At 42.7% G+C, this 18,322-nt stretch carries 14 protein-coding genes; 3 read left to right on the top strand and 11 right to left on the bottom strand.

Annotated features, from left to right (window positions below; translation table 11 throughout):
* Positions 1 to 141: 141 nt before the first annotated feature.
* Complete coding sequence (locus tag FHS86_RS11045) at positions 142 to 2,250, bottom strand: ATP-binding protein (protein WP_429413268.1); 2,109 nt, start codon at positions 2,248 to 2,250, stop codon at positions 142 to 144.
* A gap of 171 nt (positions 2,251 to 2,421) precedes the next feature.
* On the opposite strand from FHS86_RS11045, the gene FHS86_RS11050 reads away from it, so the two are divergent.
* Both FHS86_RS11050 and FHS86_RS11055 read left to right on the top strand, forming a co-directional pair.
* Complete coding sequence (locus FHS86_RS11050; RefSeq protein ID WP_429413270.1) at positions 2,422 to 2,931, top strand: nitroreductase family protein; 510 nt, start codon at positions 2,422 to 2,424, stop codon at positions 2,929 to 2,931.
* 112 nt (positions 2,932 to 3,043) lie between these two features.
* Positions 3,044 to 3,847 (top strand): PI-PLC domain-containing protein, encoded by an 804-nt coding sequence (locus FHS86_RS11055; protein WP_429413272.1) that lies wholly within the window; start codon positions 3,044 to 3,046, stop codon positions 3,845 to 3,847.
* 122 nt (positions 3,848 to 3,969) lie between these two features.
* On the opposite strand, the gene FHS86_RS11060 is transcribed toward FHS86_RS11055, so the two are convergent.
* Positions 3,970 to 5,649: an ArnT family glycosyltransferase gene (locus FHS86_RS11060; RefSeq protein ID WP_429413274.1), complete on the bottom strand. Its 1,680-nt coding sequence runs from the start codon at positions 5,647 to 5,649 to the stop codon at positions 3,970 to 3,972.
* A gap of 57 nt (positions 5,650 to 5,706) precedes the next feature.
* Here FHS86_RS11060 and FHS86_RS11065 point away from each other — a divergent pair, with 57 nt between their 5' ends.
* Complete coding sequence (locus FHS86_RS11065; protein ID WP_429413276.1) at positions 5,707 to 6,705, top strand: hypothetical protein; 999 nt, start codon at positions 5,707 to 5,709, stop codon at positions 6,703 to 6,705.
* Between the two features lie 40 nt (positions 6,706 to 6,745).
* Here FHS86_RS11065 and FHS86_RS11070 read toward each other — a convergent pair whose 3' ends face one another.
* The 9 genes from FHS86_RS11070 to FHS86_RS11110 form a co-directional block, all read right to left on the bottom strand.
* Positions 6,746 to 7,327 carry a Maf family nucleotide pyrophosphatase gene (locus FHS86_RS11070; RefSeq protein WP_429413278.1) on the bottom strand — a complete coding sequence of 194 codons (582 nt, stop codon included), beginning with the start codon at positions 7,325 to 7,327 and terminating at the stop codon, positions 6,746 to 6,748.
* A gap of 3 nt (positions 7,328 to 7,330) precedes the next feature.
* Entirely contained in the window at positions 7,331 to 7,861 is a 531-nt protein-coding gene (locus FHS86_RS11075; RefSeq protein ID WP_429413280.1) for a KdsC family phosphatase, read from the bottom strand.
* Between the two features lie 4 nt (positions 7,862 to 7,865).
* A complete protein-coding gene (locus FHS86_RS11080) occupies positions 7,866 to 8,645 on the bottom strand; it encodes a Rossmann-like and DUF2520 domain-containing protein (RefSeq protein WP_429413281.1) in 780 nt (259 codons plus the stop codon).
* An 88-nt stretch (positions 8,646 to 8,733) separates the two neighbouring features.
* Positions 8,734 to 9,267 (bottom strand): hypothetical protein, encoded by a 534-nt coding sequence (locus tag FHS86_RS11085; RefSeq protein ID WP_429413283.1) that lies wholly within the window; start codon positions 9,265 to 9,267, stop codon positions 8,734 to 8,736.
* A gap of 97 nt (positions 9,268 to 9,364) precedes the next feature.
* Positions 9,365 to 10,162, bottom strand: a complete 798-nt coding sequence (locus FHS86_RS11090) for an ion transporter (RefSeq protein WP_429413285.1) — start codon at positions 10,160 to 10,162, stop codon at positions 9,365 to 9,367.
* Positions 10,163 to 10,233: 71 nt separating this feature from the next.
* On the bottom strand, positions 10,234 to 11,286 hold the full coding sequence (locus tag FHS86_RS11095; protein WP_429413287.1) for an acyltransferase family protein: 1,053 nt from the start codon (positions 11,284 to 11,286) through the stop codon (positions 10,234 to 10,236).
* Positions 11,287 to 11,528: 242 nt separating this feature from the next.
* Entirely contained in the window at positions 11,529 to 15,086 is a 3,558-nt protein-coding gene (gene nifJ / locus FHS86_RS11100) for a pyruvate:ferredoxin (flavodoxin) oxidoreductase (RefSeq protein ID WP_429413289.1), read from the bottom strand.
* 47 nt (positions 15,087 to 15,133) lie between these two features.
* Positions 15,134 to 16,309 carry an AAA family ATPase gene (locus FHS86_RS11105; RefSeq protein WP_429413291.1) on the bottom strand — a complete coding sequence of 392 codons (1,176 nt, stop codon included), beginning with the start codon at positions 16,307 to 16,309 and terminating at the stop codon, positions 15,134 to 15,136.
* Between the two features lie 235 nt (positions 16,310 to 16,544).
* Entirely contained in the window at positions 16,545 to 18,245 is a 1,701-nt protein-coding gene (locus FHS86_RS11110; protein ID WP_429413293.1) for an ArnT family glycosyltransferase, read from the bottom strand.
* Between the last annotated feature and the right edge of the window lie 77 nt (positions 18,246 to 18,322).

Below are 18,322 nucleotides of genomic sequence, written 5' to 3' on the forward strand. Positions count from 1 at the left end.
TTGCGGAATGGTTTACGATAAAGATGATTTGAGAAGAAGTTGTTCCAATTGTTTTGCCTGCGTTTCGTGTGAAATTTATTTGTGTCCCGGGTGCAAAAATGAGATGGTAGTAAAACCAATGAAGAAAAAATGGTAATCATTTCAACTTTTCGACTTTGATTCAAGCGGTAATTCAAAGTAGAAAACAGATCCTTTTCCGGGTTTGCTTTTAGCCCAAATTTTACCTTGGTGATAAGCAATCAGCTCTTTACAGATAACAAGACCCAATCCGCTGCCACTTTCGTTATGCGTACCAGGTGTTTTAAAGTTTGCATCGATATCGAAGATGCGCTTCAGGTGTTCTTCATGAATGCCCACCCCGTTGTCGGCTATGCTTACCCGAATGGAATCCTGACCGGCTTTGGCTTCCAGCTTTATGCTTCCCCGGGTTGGGGTGAATTTAATTCCGTTATTGATCAGATTTCTGAATAAGGTTTCGAGCATTGCCTTATCAGCAGTAAAAAAGATGTTTTGATCAATCAGGTTTTCAATACTTATGGCCTTGTTGTTGGCACTGTTTTGAAGGACGCCAACCGCATTAGAAGCTACATGATACAGATTAAGTTGTTCAGGATTGAATTCGATGCTGCCGGTTTGTGTCCGGCTCCAGTCGAGCAGGTTTTCGAGCAGGCGATTCACTTTTTCGCACGACTGGTGAATGTCGCCGGCAAAATGTCTTCTTTCTTCGGGACTCAGATCGTCATAGCGATCGGAAAGCAGCGATGACATGCCTCTCACATTGTGCAGTGGATTGCGTAAATCGTGAGCGAGGATGGAGAAAAAGCGGCTCTTGGCACTGTTCGATGCCAACAGGCTGGCTTTCGATTTTTCAAGTTCTTTATTGATGTTGGCAATTCGCTTGTTCATGTTGGTAAGATGCTGGTTTTGCCTTTCAATTTGTTGATTTTTATTACGCAACTGTTCGTTTGCCTTTCTGCGTTGATGATTGAATCGTAAGGTAATATAAAGCGTAAATAACAGCAGGGCAATGAATGCAGTGGCAATTTTTATTCGCAATAAATTCTTATCAAGGGCAAATTCCTGCGCCAGTTTCTCTGTTTTGAGCTGATTAATTTCATTTTCCTGCAATGTGGACTCATATTGCGTTAAAAGTTCAGCATATCTTTGTTCTTTTTCAAGTGTAAATACACTGTCTGCAAGGAAGTTGTACTTCAAAAGCAAGTGATAGGCCTTTTCATAATTTTTCTGCCCGAATTCAAGTTCTGACCAATCGAAGAGGGCATCCAGTTCGGTATCGTACAGGTGATAAACTTCGGACGAATCGACCACCTGGCGGTATAGCTGCCGGGCGCTGTCGGGCTGGTCGAGTTGCAGGTAAATTCGGGCCAAACCAAGTTTTGTCTTGGTTAATCCATTTGAAAAATTATACTCCTGAAATCCTGAAAGCGAACGTTTGTAATAAAACAAAGCAGAATCGGGCATTTCCAGATCATTGTATAAGGCCCCTGTATTATTCAATACAATGTAATATCGTAGTGGATCGTTGCTTTCAAGATAAATTGAAGCAGTTTTACGGTAGTGTTCAATGGCATCCTGGTAGCTGCCCAGGGCTTTGCAGGCTATCCCCATGGCATTGTACATTGCACCCAAGGCCAGGCTGTCGTTTATTTCCAAAGCCATTTTGATGACCTTGGGGGCGAATTCGAGCAGCTCCTCGTAATTTTGTGAGGCATTGTACAAATTGGCGATGTTTACCATTACGGCCATTTCTTCATACTTAATGTCTTCAGTTTTATGCTTAATCTGATCGATTACCTTAAGTATGTCGAGGTAATATTTTAGTGCATCCTGGTTGTTTTGACGGTATTCGGCAATCAGTCCCATTCCATTCATCGAACTGATTAGCAACAGGGTGTCGTTGAGCTCGCGAAAAAGTGGTATAATTTGCTCAAAACAATCGCTGGCCTTTTTATACGATTCATTGTAAAAATAATAATCGGCCAGATAGTATTGCAACCTGCACCAGTTATGCAAATCATCCTGCTTGTTGATTTCCTCCGAAGCAAGGTCAAGCACCTGTTTTGCTTCAGGATATCTTTCTTCAATCGCAAGTACTGATATGAGTTCGATTAATTGTTCGTGCTCATTAATATCGACCGAGTCGGGAAGGATTTTGTAATCAGGTGCTTGCTGGCCGGCAGCCGAAGCAATGATGAAGATGAATATGAGTAGCCCTGGCAATTTAAGCATTCCTGATCGTCTTAATTATTAACTGCGTTCGAAAATAATAAAAAATAATGGGGAGTACAGCTTATGAGGAGGCAATATCAATTAACAGCTAATAAAATTGATTTTTATGATACAATGTTGGTACATTTGAAAAAACAGAAAATTACAATATCAATTTAAAAAAATACGACGATGGAATTCTCAGAACTGGTGAAACAGCGTTATGCTGTCAGGGATTTTAGCCCACGAAAAGTTGAAGAAGCGGCAATTGAGAAATTGCTAGACACGGCCCGAAAAGCACCTTCGGCAGTTAATTTTCAACCTTACCGAATCTATCTGGTTGAATCGGATAGTAAGCTCGATGCAGTAAAAAGCTGTTACCACCGTAACTGGATTAAAAGTGCACCGCTCATTTTTGTTGTGGTAGGATTGCACAAAATGGGCTGGAAAAGAGCCGTCGATTCAAAGGATCATACCGACATTGATGCAGCCTTGTTCATCGACCATCTGATGCTCCAGGCTGCCGAAATGGGCCTAGGAACCTGTTGGGTTTGTAATTTCGATTTGGAAGCATTAAGCCAGGTGTTGCAACTTGCCGATGACGAAATACCTGTTGCAATGGTTCCTGTGGGATATCCAACAAGTTCTGATATTCCTGTAAAGATGCGAAAGGGTATCGACGAACTGGTGCTTAGAATTTGATATGAACAGGCGATTGTACTGTTTCTGTGTCAGAGGAATACTGTGCTTTTGAAAAAAAAATTTTATTTGCCAAAGAAATTACTAAATTTGGAAGCTTTAAAAACAGAAGAGAATGAAGAGAATATTATTTTTTGCATTATTGTTCTCAATATTGGGGAGTTTAAGGGTAAATGCACAGATTCAGCTGATGCCAAATTTTGTTTCAACGCAGGAATTTAATACTGATAAGGAAATTTGGCCAACATTTACAAAGGGCGTGGTTCATTACGAAGCCGAAATTATGTACATCTATGGCGAAGTGTATGTAACTTCTCAAATGCCCGATAGTGCAAATCATACACGGCCTACGCTCCGTTCGACGTATTTGTTGCCAATTTACAGCCAGTATAAAAAGAATCAGGGCAAGGTTCATCCCAACTTTGATGATGAGATGTATCTTTTTCTGAACATCAAATACGATCCAAAGAAGACTTATTACCAGGTATGGGAACAACTGAGTCCCTACCACGAAATGTTAACCTACCGTGTGGGACCTCAGTGGCACGAAGGCAAACTAAAGGTTATCTTTGTGGGAAATGCACCCATGCGTACTTTCCAGCAGGAAAGAGTTTGTTTTGTAGCCGCCCAGGGAAGTGTTGCCGATTTAGATAAGAACTACGACAACAAGATGATGCCGCTTATCGGAATCGATTTTGAAGAAGAACTCGATTGGAACGGAGTAGGTAAAATGCCTTTCGACGAATACAAATCATTTAAGGACATTGTTAATAAGGCCCACGATCAAGGTAAAAAGGTAAGGGTTTACAATCTTCCCGATGATGAGGCCATCTGGGAAGTGATGTACACTGCCGGAGTAGATATGATCAGTGGAATTGACGCTACCCGTTTTCACGGTTTTCTGGAAACCAAGAAATAGTTAATTGTACAACAAAATAGAAAGCGCTTGTTTGATTCTTGTCAGACAAGCGCTTTTTTCATGTGCCTGTGGTGTACAGTAATCATAGGGTAAAGCATTATCTTCCCAATTATTTCGATGGCTTAGTTTGTTAGCAGGTATTTAACCGGTATTGGATTCAGCTCACCAATCCGAAGCATGAGGTAAAGCTCGCTTTGCTGCCAGTCGTCAGGTAAACAAAACCGGCCTGAGTAGGGTTGACTTCCATTTGGAGAAAGACTTAGTGTCTCAATTTCATGTTCCGTTTCCAATGTCCAGCGACTGTTGTTTTTCCTGTACAACTGAAAAACGGCACGATGCCCATCCTCTCCAAAAATAATCTTTTCGGGGTAGGGATTGTTCAACTGAACTGCGAAGCTGTATACCCCGTCAGCCAGTGTATATTCCAACAGGTCAAAGCTTAGATCATAAAAACTATGGAAGTTGGGCATGGTTTTCAAGTACCAGACCATTTTGGGCGTTTCCAGCTTTTGCGCTGTCTCAAACTGGGTGCTGTCAGATGAAACGACCACCACCGTTTGTCCCTTTAGCTGTTCATCGCGGTTCCACAGGTCGAACTGGTTGCGGCGGTGCAGGGCCGAGTTGAGGTTACTGATTTGGCTTTGCCCGGTAAACCAGCCATAACGGCCTGCTTTGTTCCAGTTATCCTGAAAAATTACCGGATGCTCACCGGCTGCCTCCTGAATCATGTCTGCATCGGCATCCCATGCATAAAAAAAACGGAAAGCTTTCATCTGCGGGGCCACCGGAGTAAGCACCATGATTCTGACTAAGAGTAAAATCATAAAATTGACACCACCACCAATATAAATCCAGCGATGCAAAGCAGGGTGGCTTGCAAGGTAGCGGTAGGTGATGAGCAACAAGGGAACAAAGGCAAGCAACGTCCAGTGTGCTTCAAAATCGCCCGAAAAGGTGGCTATGAGAAAGAATACAAAAGTGCCTGTGCCGGTCAGTTTTAAAGCTTTTTCCCATGAGCTGCCTGGTTTCTCTTTATACAGGAGGTAGAGAAACATCCATCCCAGCCAGGGGCCGGTTAGCAGCAATTGGTTAAGCAGGTATTCGATGGTGACACTCAGCCGATAATGGGTTTTATGACTGTCGATCAAATGATATCTGAACGAGGCAAATTGATTTTCTATCTGCCAGAACAGGTGGGGAAGCATGAGTACGATAAGCAGGACAGCATAAATCCAGAATTTCTTGTTTTTAAGTAGTTTAAGGTTTGAAATTAAAGTAAAACCAAGCACCAGTACACCATGGTATTTTGAATAAAGCAGCATGGCCGAAGCAAAAGCAATGGCTGCAATTCTGTATATGTCCGGCTTCTCGAGTACCTGCCTGTAAGCATAGAAAAATAGCACTGTGAAGAAAAAGAGTGGTGCATCGGGGGTGGCGATGAAGGTGTAAGGGTGGATCAGCAGAACGGAGTATATTAAAGCCCAGAAAAGCAGGGGCTGTCTGATATAAGTACGGGCCATTTGCCATAAAAGATGCATCGACAGCGAGGCCATAACAATAACAAGCAGACGCAGGCCCAGCTCATTTTTAAATACAAGCTGCCCGATGGCAATCAGCCAGCTGATCATGGGAGGATGATCAAAATAGCCTGTTGCAGGCTGTTTCGACCATAACCAGTAATAGGCTTCATCGAAATGAATGCCCAGCGTGCCGGCTGTGAAAAAATTCAAAACAGTAAATACAAGCAGTCCGCCTAAAAAAAGTAGCGAACTTTTTTTCTTATCAATATCATTATTTATCATGAATGGCTAATTTTAGCACGAAGCTAGAAAAATCATTTCATTACTGAAATACAAACGATGTTTAGGACCCGAAAAAAACTGTTATTCATTGCAGCCATTGTTTTAACGCTCACAACAAAAGCCCAGGAATTCGAATACGGAATACGCTACGATGGCATTGCCGATAACCGGGAGTTCTTTAGTCCCTATAGCCAGGCTGAATCGATTTTGGGCTCGCGCATTGCGATTACTGCCGGAACTTCGGTCGATTCAATTCACCGTTTAAGGGCAGGGCTAAGTTATTTTTACGAATATGGAAGCGAGTTGTTTGAACAAAAAATGCAGCCCCTGCTGTACTATTCGGTTGAGAAGGGACCATGGGGCTATAAAATGGGTGCTTTTCCACGCAAGGGAAACATCGATTATCCATATGCTATTATTTCTGAAAAGGTGGAATACTTTCATCCTACCATCGACGGACTGATGGTGAGCTATGACCAAAAGAACATGGCAGTCGATGTTTTTGCCGATTGGGTAAGCCGTCAGGACAGTACACGCAGGGAGCAGTTCATGGCAGGTTTTACAGCAAAAAGCAGCTGGAAAAATTTTCTGCTTGAAGAATATTGGTACATGTTTCACAATGCAGGTCGAACAGTTCGTGTACCTGGCGAAAACATGGAAGATTATATGGGAAGTGCTGTTTTACTGGGTTACGATTTCTCGGAGCTTTTGCCCATCGATGTGCTGACATTGAAAACCGGTCTTTTGACTTCGGCTTACCGAAACAGGGGAAATGGCCTTGAATTTGAAATAAACAGTTCGTGGTATTCCGAGCTGGTAGCCGATTACAGAGGCTTTGGTGTGGAAGCCTTTGCCAAGATTGGCAGTGAACACAAATTTTCGCATGGCGATTTATTCATCAACAATACGCGTAATTATGTGCGTACCCGTTTTTACTTTACACCCATTAATTTTGAACGCATTAAAGGTCAATTCATGTGGTCCTTGCATTTTGCCAATGGCGATATGGACAATCAGCAGCAATTCAGATTGGTGTATTTGATTAACGAGCTGTAAACAATTTTTTTAACTAAAAACATCAGTACTCTTTTCACTTTTAAAACTTCATCAAGGCTTCGTAAAGTTGCTGCACCGGCAGCCCCATTACATTAAAGTAAGACCCCTCGATGCGTTGAACTCCTATGTGGCCAATCCATTCCTGAATGCCATAAGCACCTGCTTTATCAAAGGGCTGGAAATTGCTGACATAGTATTCAATTTCTTCTTTTTCCAGTGTTTTAAACCAAACGGTGGTGGTGCTTGTGAAAGCTGCAGTACGATGCTGACTTAACAGATGAACGCCTGTAGAAACCAGATGTGCTCGTCCCGATAGCAGGCTGAGCATGGCAGTCGCCTCGGCGTGATTGGCCGGTTTGCCCAGAACCTGATCGTCGACACTCACAATGGTATCGGCTGTTATGACCAGCATATTTTTGTCGAGCGAATGTTGGAAGGGTTCGGCTTTGATACGCGCCAGGTATTCAGCCACTTCACTCACCGGCATCGAGTCGGGAAAAACTTCATCGACATCGCCTGTAATCACTTCAAAATGGAGTCCCAGCTCGCTTAGCAACTGTTTCCTCCGGGGAGAATTCGAAGCCAGTATAATTCTGTATTTTTCTAATCGCTTATTCAGCATCACTTAAAATGAAGCATTTTTCAGGGCTTCGGGATTGATCCATTTTCCCTGCGCCCTCATCACCTGTTCTATCACATCACGCACACAGCCTTCGCCTCCTTTTCGGTCGGAAATGTATTTCGAAATCGATTTAATTTCGGTTACCGCATCGGCAGGGCAGGTAGGGATCCCCGTTTTTACCATCACATTGTAATCGGGCAGATCGTCGCCCATGTACATTACTTCAGCAGGCGAAATGCCATGTTCCTTTGCCATCTCGTCGAAACAGCTTTCTTTGTTTCCGGCATCGAGATAAATGTGCTGGATACCCAGCTTTTGATAGCGCTTCCTGATGCTATCGTTTTTGCCGCCAGTAATGATGGCAACGAAATAACCATTGATGATGGCGTTGCGCAATGCAAAACCATCTTTAACATTGGTAGTGCGCATGGGCTCACCCTGCTCGTTGACCGGCGAAACATCGTTCGACAGCACGCCGTCAACATCAAATACAAATGCTTTTACATTCAGAAGTTCTTCTTTAAAAAATGCCATGGAATTATTTTGGAAGTTGGTAATAATCTTTAATACTATCGCTTAGCTGACCGTAAAGCTTTTTGAGCTTTGGTTTGTTCGACAACATGGACAGGTGCTCATTCATGATGTTTTTATCCATACGCAGTGCCGGGCCTGTCTGGGCTGCACGTGGTGTCATGCTTTTTACTTTTGAAGCGGTTTCGGCAATTAGCGGAAGCAAAATATCGAAGGCCATGTCCTTGTCCTGAACCAGTTCACTGGCAATGGCATACATGTGATTGACATAGTTACTTGCAAACACAGCTGCAAGGTGAAGTTGTTTTCGCTGTTCCGAGTTTATGCTTCGAACATCTTTTGAAATCAGTTGAGCCAGTTCGGTAAGTGTGGCCTCATTATCAGGAGTGTTGGCTTCAATACAAAAAGGAATCTTGTTAAAATTAACATCCCTGAATTTTGAAAAGGTTTGTAAAGGATAAAAAACCCCGTAATTTTTTGAGAATTTTTTTAGTTCATTCATGGGAATGCTGCCTGCTGTGTGAGCCACCAGCTTGTTGTTGAAATTGACCTTGCTGAGTAGTTCAGCCATGGCCATGTCGCTCACCGAAATGAGGTAAATATCAGCTTCAGGAATGATTTTTTCAGGCCGGGTTACATAATTACAGCCCAGCATTCGGGCCAGTGTTAATGCCGAAGTAACTGTGCGGCTGTAAACCTGAACAATTTCTACTCCTTTATTCTGAAGTTCAAGTGCTACCCTGGTGGCCAGGTTTCCTGCACCGATCATGGCAATTTTTTTATCCATAAGCATTGAGTTTGTTGCAAAGATAGCACAAGTGCGTTAAAGCACGGCCATCGGCAATTTTTAATGATGAAATGAAAGCATTGTCTTCCTACTGCCCCAATATTTTAGCGTCGATATTAAAAACAGCATCGATGTCGATGTGATGATCACTGTTGATTACTTCATCACTTACGGTGGTGTAACTTAAGCTGAATGCTTCCTTTTTGATGTAAGCTGCAAGGTTGGCTGAGCTGGTTTCGAGTTCGATCAGTTTTCCGGCATTGGAATCAACAGGATCCTTCCATGCCAGCAAAATTTTATCTTCTCCTTCGGCCGACAGGTAAATTTTAATCGATTTCAGAAAACCAAGATCGCCTTGTTCAGGCTGGGTAAGGCTGAGTGACAGCTTTTTGAGAAGCACTTCCTCAATCAGGTCTTTACGGGTATTGTTCACTTCGAAGGTCGATTCTGCGTTGGTTTCTATATCAGGGCTCTGAAAGTTGAAGGGCAGATTCAGCCCGGTAGAAGCAGGAACCACCATGCTGGTGTGATAGCTCATTTCGAATTGTGTGAACTTGTCAATCTCATCGCAGGCGTTTATGAGCAGGCCCAATAGAATAATGATGCTTAATCTGATTCTCATAGTTGTTTTCTTTGTTAAACATTTCATATGGCCGCTGGTTCATTAAAAATGACGCCAAGATCAATCGGGTTGCTGTATCTGCTATGTGTATTATGAATTAATGCAGCTCTTTACCGCAATGAGGACATTTTTCTTTTGCGTCGCGTGTTTTGGCTATTTTATCTACAAATCCGGCACTCACCATACCGGTTGGTAAGGCAACCAATCCGATTCCCAGAACAGCAATTATACTGCTTACAAATTTACCTAAAGCTGTTATAGGATATACATCGCCGTAGCCAACAGTGGTAAGAGTTGCAATGGCCCACCAAAAACTGGCGATAATGTTTGGAAATTTGTCAGGTTGTGCAGGTCCTTCGATATAATACATCAAAAATGAGGCAATTAGAAGTGTCATCAGGGTTACAAATCCGGTGACCGCCAATTCGGCCTTTTTTTCTTTCACTACATCCCAGATCAGCTTAAGTGATTTGTTGTATCGGTTAATTTTTAGAATTCTCAAAAAGCGCATTAGTCTCAAAATCCGGATAAACCTTAAATCCAGATTTGTAACGAACGGAAGATAAAATGGCATAATGGCAAGAATGTCAATCAGACCATATTTCGAAAAAATAAATTTGAAGGCTGATTTTAGCCTGCTTTCTGAGGGATGAGTCATATCGGAAACATAAATCCGAAAGATGTATTCGAGTGAAAAAATAATGACTGAGATCAATTCAAAGTAGCTGAAAAAACTGCGATAGGGATCATAAATTGTTGGTATACTTTCAAATATGATCGCAATTAAATTTAATACAATCAGCACCATGATAGTGTAGTCGAAGGTCAGATTCACCCGCGATCCATGGTCTCCCTTCTCAACCAGGTTGTAAATAATGTTCTTTTTTAAACGCATAGGGTATTATGTTTTTGTTCTTAACTAAATTCTGCAAATGCTATCTAAGCAGACTCAAAGCGGTACAGATCTCAATATTTCATTCCAAAAAGTGGTCGAATGAATTTTATTCTTCTAATTATCAGCTCGTAAAATAGAATTGAACCGGCAAATGTGAAAATCATAACCAGCAGGTATTTAACGGCAATATTCAAATTAAGTGGGAAAATTAAGTAATTGGAGAGGTATTGAAATATCATGTGGATGATGTAAACGGGGTAGGCCGCTTTGCTCAGATAACTGATTGCTTTGTTTTTGAAGTTAAGGTAGGAGTGTCCCAGTCCGAATACAGTAAAAATCCATAAGATCGATTCAATGGCCATTAAATAAGCAGGTGCCTTGAGTTCGAAAGCAATTGCCCTAACAATGAAGAGACTAAGAGCCAAAACAAGGTTAAACCATTTCAGTTTGGAAACCGTGTTCCAAAATTCTTGTCCCAGGGCCACAAAATAGAAACCGAAAAAGAAAGCCAGCAATCCCAGAAAAAAACCATGTTTCGTAAAAAGGTAGAGACTGTATGATTCTGGCTGAACAAGCAATGCCTCAAGTACAAAGGGTATGATGAATAAATAGATGCCTGCCCGGTAAGCTAACAATTTTCTTGAGTTCTTAAAAATAAAACTTTTGTAGTTTCTCTTCAGCAGAAAAAAAAGTGGGGTGAGTAGTATAACATAAATCATAATGTTGGCTAAAAACCATAAATGGCTAAAACCGGCTGAATAATTTAGAGCACCCTGATAATACTTCTGGAAAATGAAAACATGTACCGGAACGATAAAAAAGTAGCCAAAGGTTAAGGGAAGCAATATTCTGCGCGATCTTTCCAATAGTAGTGATTTCCAATTTCGTTTTCGCATTGAAAAGAATACGCCCATTCCAGAGACAAAAAACAGAATGGGAATTCGCCATACATTGATTAGTGACATGGGGATCCAAAGTGCTTCAATTGATTCTTTGCTTTGAATGAACTGAAAAAAAATGCCCCAGGGTTGGAACGATAAAGTAAGATGATAGATTAATAATAAACCTATTGCAATTACCCTTATCCAATCAATGTCATTTCTTCTTTCGCTTGTTGTTTGCATTCTCTTTTGGACTATTCGTGGGATCTTTTTTTTAAAGTGTGCAGTAATGTATATTTCGCTTTTATTCAGGTGTTTAAGTCGGCATGAAAATAGTAATTTTTTTTTGCTTATTAATCACGTCAGCAACATTTTGTATGAAGAATAGAAAAGCCGCACCTCTTTCGAAGTACGGCTTTGCTTATTTTTAACTGGTTTAGCTTACTGCCTGTTGGTATTTTTCAATACTGTTTGGCTCTTTGCTTCTACCATTGTTGTTCAGTTTGACGTTTGTAGAAATTGTAACGCCACAGTGCATTATCCTGCGATGCTTTGAAGAGTTCTTGGGCTTCGGCAGGGAAGGCCTTCATCAGGGCAGTGTAACGAACCTCGTTCTTCAGGAAGTTCTGGAACTCATCCCAGTTGGGCTCTTTGCTGTCGAGCGTAAACGGATTCTTGCCTTCAGCTTCAACCATCGGGTTGTAACGGTACAAGTGCCAGTATCCGCATTCAACGGCTTTTTTCTCTTCGAGTTGCGATTTACCCATTCCTGAGCGTAAACCGTGGTTGATACAGGGTGAGTAGGCAATGATGAGTGAAGGTCCGGGATACTCCTCGGCTTCTTTCAGTGCTTTAAAGTACTGTGCATTGTTGGCACCCATGGCAACCTGTGCAACATACACATAGCCGTAGCTCATGGCCATTGCACCAAGGTCTTTCTTACGAATGCGTTTACCCGAAGCGGCAAATTTGGCTACTGCTCCTACCGGAGTTGCTTTCGATGACTGACCACCGGTATTTGAATACACCTCGGTATCCATTACCAGTACGTTTACATCTTCGCCGCTGGCCAGTACATGGTCGAGACCACCGTAGCCGATGTCGTAAGCCCATCCGTCGCCACCAAAGATCCAGATTGACTTTTTAACCAGGTATTGTTTCAGTTCCCTGATAATCTCAGCAGTTTCGCTCTCAATACCATCAATGGCAGCCAATACCTTTTTCGAAGCATCTTTCGAAGCCTGAGCATTGTCTTTGGATTCAATCCATGCAGCATAGGCTTCTTTTTCAGCATCGCTGGCACCGTTGCCAAGGGCAGCCTTCATGACCATCTCAAGACGGTCGCGCTGGGCGTTGATCCCTTCGCTCATACCAAAACCATATTCAGCATTGTCTTCGAAGAGTGAATTGGCCCATGCCGGTCCTTGCTGGCTTTCCTTGTTTTTACAATAAGGAGTAGCAGGTGCTGATCCTCCGTAAATTGAAGAACAACCGGTAGCATTGGCCACCATCATTTGTTCGCCATACAACTGGGTAATGGTTTTGATGTATGGAGTTTCTCCACAACCGGCGCAGGCTCCCGAGAATTCGAAGAGTGGCTGGGCGAACTGTGAATTCTTCACCGTCTTGAATTTGTCAACTACTTCTTTGTAACCAACTTTTCCATCCATGTAGTTGTAACGCTCGATTTCGGCTGTTTGCGACTCAAGCGATTTCATAATCAGCGATTTCTCTTTCGACGGACAAACATCGGCACAGTTTCCACAACCAGTACAGTCGAGTGGTGAAACCTGAATGCGGAACTGAAGTCCTTCGAATTGCTTGACCGGAGCAGCTGCTTTTGTTGCGGTTCCTTCAGGTGCATTGGCCACTTCTTCTTCGGTTAAGAGGAAAGGACGAATGGCTGCGTGAGGACAAACATAAGCACACTGGTTACACTGAATACAGTTGTCTTCCTGCCATTCGGGTACCGAAATAGCGATACCACGCTTTTCGTAAGCAGCGGTTCCGGCAGGGAAGGTTCCATCTTCGTAATTGGCAAATGTAGAAACAGGCAGGCTGTTACCATTTTGGGCATTGATTACATCGACTACTTTAGAAATGAACTCAGGACGGTTAGTTGATTGGTCTTCCCCGGCAATTTCGATCGATGCCCATTCGGCTGGTACTTCTACCTTGATTACGTTTTTACCACCTGCATCTACTGCAGCATAGTTCATATTTACGATGGTTTCACCCTTCATTCCGTATGATTTCACGATGGCCTTTTTCATGTGGTCAACTGCCAGGTCGTAAGGAATCACTTCGGTAATTTTGAAGAATGCACTCTGAAGGATGGTATTGGTGCGGTTACCAAGACCAATTTCTTCAGCCAGTTCGGTCGCCTTGATGACATAGAAATTGATGTCGTTTTCGGCCATGTATTTCTTCATTTTGGCTGGCAAATGTTCTTTGGTCTCTTCCACATCCCAAATGGTATTGAGGAGGAAGCTGCCGCCTTTTTTCAAACCTTTTAGTACATCGTACAGGTTGAGATAGGCAGGAACGTGGCAAGCCACAAAATCGGAAGTAGTTACCAGGTAGGTTGAACGAATGGGGCTGTCACCAAAACGAAGGTGAGAACAGGTAAAACCACCCGATTTCTTCGAATCGTATTCGAAATAACCCTGGCAATATTTATCGGTGGCATCACCAATAATTTTGATGGAGTTTTTGTTGGCACCAACGGTACCGTCGGAACCCAGTCCGTAAAATTTAGCTTCCACCACGTCGGCAGGCGAAACTTTTACCTCGGGCAGCAATGGCAGCGAGGTGAAGGTAACATCGTCGACAATTCCTACTGTGAACTTGTTTTTAGGCTCGTTCATTTCGAGGTTTTTGTAAACCGAAATCATTTGTGACGGGGTGGTGTCTTTCGATCCCAATCCGTAACGACCACCTACAATAACAGGCCATTCTTTAAACGGAGCTTTTCCGTTTTCGAGTGCTTCGCCAATTGAGTTGCGGATGTCGAGGTAAAGGGGTTCGCCAACCGATCCGGGTTCTTTGGCACGGTCGAGTACGGCAATGCGTTTGGTGGTGGCAGGCAGGGCTTTCATCAGGTGCTCCGACGAGAAGGGACGGAACAGGTGAACAGCTACTAAACCTACCTTTTTACCTTCGGCCATCATGCTGTCGATTACTTCCTTAATGGTTTCAGTAACCGAACCCATGGCAACAATAATGTTGGTGGCATCTTCGGCACCGTAATAGTCGAAGAGCTCGTAATTGCGGCCGGTAATTTTGCTGATTTCCTTCATGTAGTTCTCAACAATGGCTGGAACTGCATCGTAGAATTTGTTGGCCGATTCTTTGGCCTGGAAGAAAATATCGGGGTTTTGAGCAGTACCACGGGTTACGGGGTTCTCGGGATTCAGCGCACGCTGGCGGAATTCTTTGAGCGCCTCCATGTCAACCAGTGGTTTGATGCTTTCCTGATCAATTACTTCAATTTTCTGTAATTCATGCGAAGTACGGAAACCGTCGAAGAAAGCCAGGAATGGCACTCTCGATTTGAGTGTTGCCAGGTGGGCTACACCTGCCAGGTCCATTTCTTCCTGTACCGAGCCAGAAGCCAGCATGGCAAATCCGGTTTGACGACAGGCATACACGTCGCTGTGATCGCCAAAAATTGAAAGCGCATGAGCGGCAAGTGCACGGGCACTAACATGAAATACAGTGGGTAACAACTCACCGGCAATTTTGTACATATTCGGGATCATCAGCAACAGCCCCTGCGATGCAGTGTAGGTTGATGTTAATGCTCCACTCTGGAGTGCTCCGTGAACAGCCCCTGAGGCACCACCTTCACTTTGCATTTCGGCCAGTCGCACCGGACGACCAAACATGTTGGTTTTTCCATTGGCAGCCCATTCATCGACATATTCTGCCATGTTTGATGAAGGCGTAATCGGATAGATACAGGCCACTTCGCTAAACATGTAGCTCATGTGTGCTGCAGCCCAGTTACCATCGCATACAACAAATTTTTTTTCTTTAGCCATAACTTAAAGCATTTTTATTATTTCTTGTTTTTCGTTTCTATTGATTGCTAATACAAAAATCCAAATAACCACAGTGGTATTTTTCGACCTTCTCCTACCTCAATGCGATCGGAAGCAGCATAGGTTCTTCCACTGGCTTCGAGGTATTTTCCACCTACATTAAACTGGTAACGGTCGTTGACTTTAAAATCACAACTGTCGCCCGATTTTAAATTGTTTCGCATCCCAACCTGATTGCAGAAAAAAGTCTGACGATAGGTGGCATTGTCGTTATTCGACGGTACAACAGTGTTTAATATGTTGGTATTGTGCAAATAGATCTTTGTTGGTTTCTTTTGCTGTTCTTCGTCACCGTTGGTGTACAACATGTTAATAAGGCGTGCATTCTTCAGGTAGCGTAAGTAATTCATTACCGTAGCCCTCGATGTGGCAATTTCATTGCTTATTTTACTAATATTGGGGCTGAATGGAACCTCGTTGGCTACAATGTACAACAGTTTGCGCAACTTTGAAAGGTATTTTAACTCTATCTGATTCAGATAGGTTACATCAATTTCGAGCGCCAGATTAATGTGTTTCAGTAAGTCGTCGGAAAAGTAGCTTCCCCTGTCGAGAAAGTAAGGATAAAAACCCTGTTTCAAATAATCGTTGAAATAAGCCAGCGGTTTTACCTTTGTGCTTATTTCGGTAGCAATCTGAACATGCTTGTTAATCAGTTCGTCGAATGAGTACTTTGGGAAATTTTCACCACTTTGAAAGTTAAGGTATTCCCTGAATGAAAGTCCCGGAAGGTGATATACCTTCACCATGTCTTCCGAAAAATTGTTTCCTTCGGTGATGCGCAATACCGGCGATGCGGTGAAAACAATTTTAAGCTGCGGCAATTGCTCGTAACAAATCTTCAGCTCTTCGGCCCATTCGGGATACTTATGAATTTGATCGAGTACCAGCAGTTTTCCACCACGCTTATAAAACTCATCGGCAAAACCCGAAATCTTTCGGCCGGTGAAATAAAAACTGTTCAGGTTGATGTAAAGCGAATCTTTGGGATCGGGGTAGTTCTCGCGAATATAATCGAGCAGGAAAGAGGTTTTTCCAACACCCCTGAAGCCCTTAATGCCAATTAAACGATGACTCCAGTCGATTTCATCGATTAATTCGCGCCGTACAACACTGCGTGAATGTTTTAGTAGATTAATATGTGCCTCTTTAAACAGTTCCATTTCGTTGAATAAACTGCTTACAAATTTAGGAATAAAAGACAATAATTGTAATCTGGAGATTGCAAAATGAAGCCCAAAATGTAATTTGGAATTGGTAAAAATAATTTGTTAAATAAGACTTTATTATCTTTAATTCTGGGGACTGCATCCCAAGCGACTTTGCAACAATATGCAAATCGTAGTTAATTCATTTTACATTTTTTGCTTTGCTTTACATGAACAGCAAGATCATCATTTAGGGTGATAAAAACTGGTTTTGTATATCGATATTAAATATTTGACTGTTGTAGGTATTGAATATTCTGCTTGTATCGCTGCTAAGCGAAAACCAGCATTTGTAATTGCCTTCCTCAGCAGGAGTTGCAAAATTAAAATAGAACGAATCGGAGGGTAATTCATCCAGCTCAAGATAGCTGGTATACAGTAAATTTGAATCTCTGTTTTTCATGTTGAAGGTCAATACAATTTCATTGGGTGGCGACGAATTCCAATTGGACTGATCGCCAGCCGGAAGGACCCTGGCCAGTACCTTATGACTTACAGCAGGAGGCAGCGAAGGGGGAAGGGTCGTATTGATGTTCCAGCGGGTTTGATAGCTGATGAAATTATGCCTGGTTGTCAGATAATACGATTTTCCTTTGTTTATTTTTATGTGCCGGCTGCTTTCATCAATTGCTTCAACACTTACCAGTGTTATGGTTTGATGCTGAACCGGTAGTTCCATTCCTTCGAGGTAATTGAAGTGGGTTTTTTTATAACTGGCATTGTTGATGGCATAGCAGTTGCCCGGTTGGTATAACAGGCAGGCAGCCGGCTCAACAAACATGTTGACAAAAACCAGCGGGTATTCGCTTTGGCGGTTTAACTCGAGGGCCATTTGTTCGGGATTCCTGTTATTGAAGTGGGGAAGGGGTACGATGTTGAACAGGAAGTTGATTCTGAGGCCTATGATGATGAAGGTACAAAGCCAAAGCAGTTTGAAGATGTATTTTTTTTGTTTTATGGCGATGATGGCCAGATACGATAAGAGTAAAAGGCCGGGCCATGCCGCCAGTGTCCAGTAGGCATTTACCATTCCTCTGAAAGAGGCCAGCAGAAAAAAGATAAAGATTCCCAGGGTGACAGATTTTACGGTTTTCAAAAAAGGAGTACCGGGACGAAAGCGTACAGCAAGCAGTAAGAGGAGCAGGGGACCGGTGAGCAGAAGTTGTTCTCCTGCATAACTGGCCACATGCCGGAACCTGAAGACATTGCCTTTTTCAAACAGATGAAATCTGACCGTTGGTAGTTCGTTGTTTAGCTGCCAGATGATGTGAGGGCTAAAAAGGATCAGGGCAATCAGTGCTGCCAGGTAAAACGATTTTCTTTTTAATAACTGCAAATTGGGCAAAAGGGCAAATGCAATGATGAGGATTCCGTGGTATTTCGAATAAAGCAATAAGGCCATCACGGCGCCTAAAAGCAGAGAATCACTGAGTCGATTATTCTGAAGATAGCGTCGGAACTGCCATAAAAACAGGGCACTGAAAAAAAGCAATGGATTATCGGGTAAGGCAACAAAGGTGTACAGGTTCATAAAAACGGCACTGCTGATTAAGAGAATAAACAGTCGCTTGTCGATTGCTTGTTTTATTTCTCCTCTGATCAGGTCGTAGATGATATAAAGGGTGGCACTGCCAAGCAGAACCGGGAACAGCCGAATTCCCAATTCATTATTCATTAACCAGGTACCGGGTTTAATTAGCCAGGCAATCAATGGCGGATGGTCGAAATACCCCCAGGCAGGATGTTGGGCCCAAAGCCAATAGTAAGGTTCATCGTTCAACAAGGGGGTAAATGCTGCCTGTATCAGGTTGATAAACAGAAAAAGCAAAGAAAGCCCCAAAGGCCCCATTTGCTGAAAGTCGAATTTTCTGCTTTTTATTTGCTGATTCACCCTGAATTATTTCTTTTCTTCTAATGCAAAAGTACTGAATAATACAACAGCAATGCAAGCTGAGCACTTAAACACCC

The organism is Roseimarinus sediminis, assembly GCF_050433125.1.
Classification (GTDB): Bacteria; Bacteroidota; Bacteroidia; order Bacteroidales; family Prolixibacteraceae; genus Roseimarinus; species Roseimarinus sediminis.

What these genes read in the sequence shown, in the direction of transcription:
- FHS86_RS11080 (WP_429413281.1), bottom strand. Translation starts at nt 8,645, where the DNA reads ATGGATAAAAAAATTGCCATGATCGGTGCAGGAAACCTGGCCACCAGG.
- FHS86_RS11045 (WP_429413268.1), bottom strand. Translation starts at nt 2,250, where the DNA reads ATGCTTAAATTGCCAGGGCTACTCATATTCATCTTCATCATTGCTTCG.
- FHS86_RS11105 (WP_429413291.1), bottom strand. Translation starts at nt 16,309, where the DNA reads ATGGAACTGTTTAAAGAGGCACATATTAATCTACTAAAACATTCACGC.
- FHS86_RS11075 (WP_429413280.1), bottom strand. Translation starts at nt 7,861, where the DNA reads ATGGCATTTTTTAAAGAAGAACTTCTGAATGTAAAAGCATTTGTATTT.
- FHS86_RS11085 (WP_429413283.1), bottom strand. Translation starts at nt 9,267, where the DNA reads ATGAGAATCAGATTAAGCATCATTATTCTATTGGGCCTGCTCATAAAC.
- nifJ (WP_429413289.1), bottom strand. Translation starts at nt 15,086, where the DNA reads ATGGCTAAAGAAAAAAAATTTGTTGTATGCGATGGTAACTGGGCTGCA.
- FHS86_RS11050 (WP_429413270.1), top strand. Translation starts at nt 2,422, where the DNA reads ATGGAATTCTCAGAACTGGTGAAACAGCGTTATGCTGTCAGGGATTTT.
- FHS86_RS11070 (WP_429413278.1), bottom strand. Translation starts at nt 7,327, where the DNA reads ATGCTGAATAAGCGATTAGAAAAATACAGAATTATACTGGCTTCGAAT.
- FHS86_RS11065 (WP_429413276.1), top strand. Translation starts at nt 5,707, where the DNA reads ATGTTTAGGACCCGAAAAAAACTGTTATTCATTGCAGCCATTGTTTTA.
- FHS86_RS11055 (WP_429413272.1), top strand. Translation starts at nt 3,044, where the DNA reads ATGAAGAGAATATTATTTTTTGCATTATTGTTCTCAATATTGGGGAGT.
- FHS86_RS11090 (WP_429413285.1), bottom strand. Translation starts at nt 10,162, where the DNA reads ATGCGTTTAAAAAAGAACATTATTTACAACCTGGTTGAGAAGGGAGAC.
- FHS86_RS11095 (WP_429413287.1), bottom strand. Translation starts at nt 11,286, where the DNA reads ATGCAAACAACAAGCGAAAGAAGAAATGACATTGATTGGATAAGGGTA.
- FHS86_RS11060 (WP_429413274.1), bottom strand. Translation starts at nt 5,649, where the DNA reads ATGATAAATAATGATATTGATAAGAAAAAAAGTTCGCTACTTTTTTTA.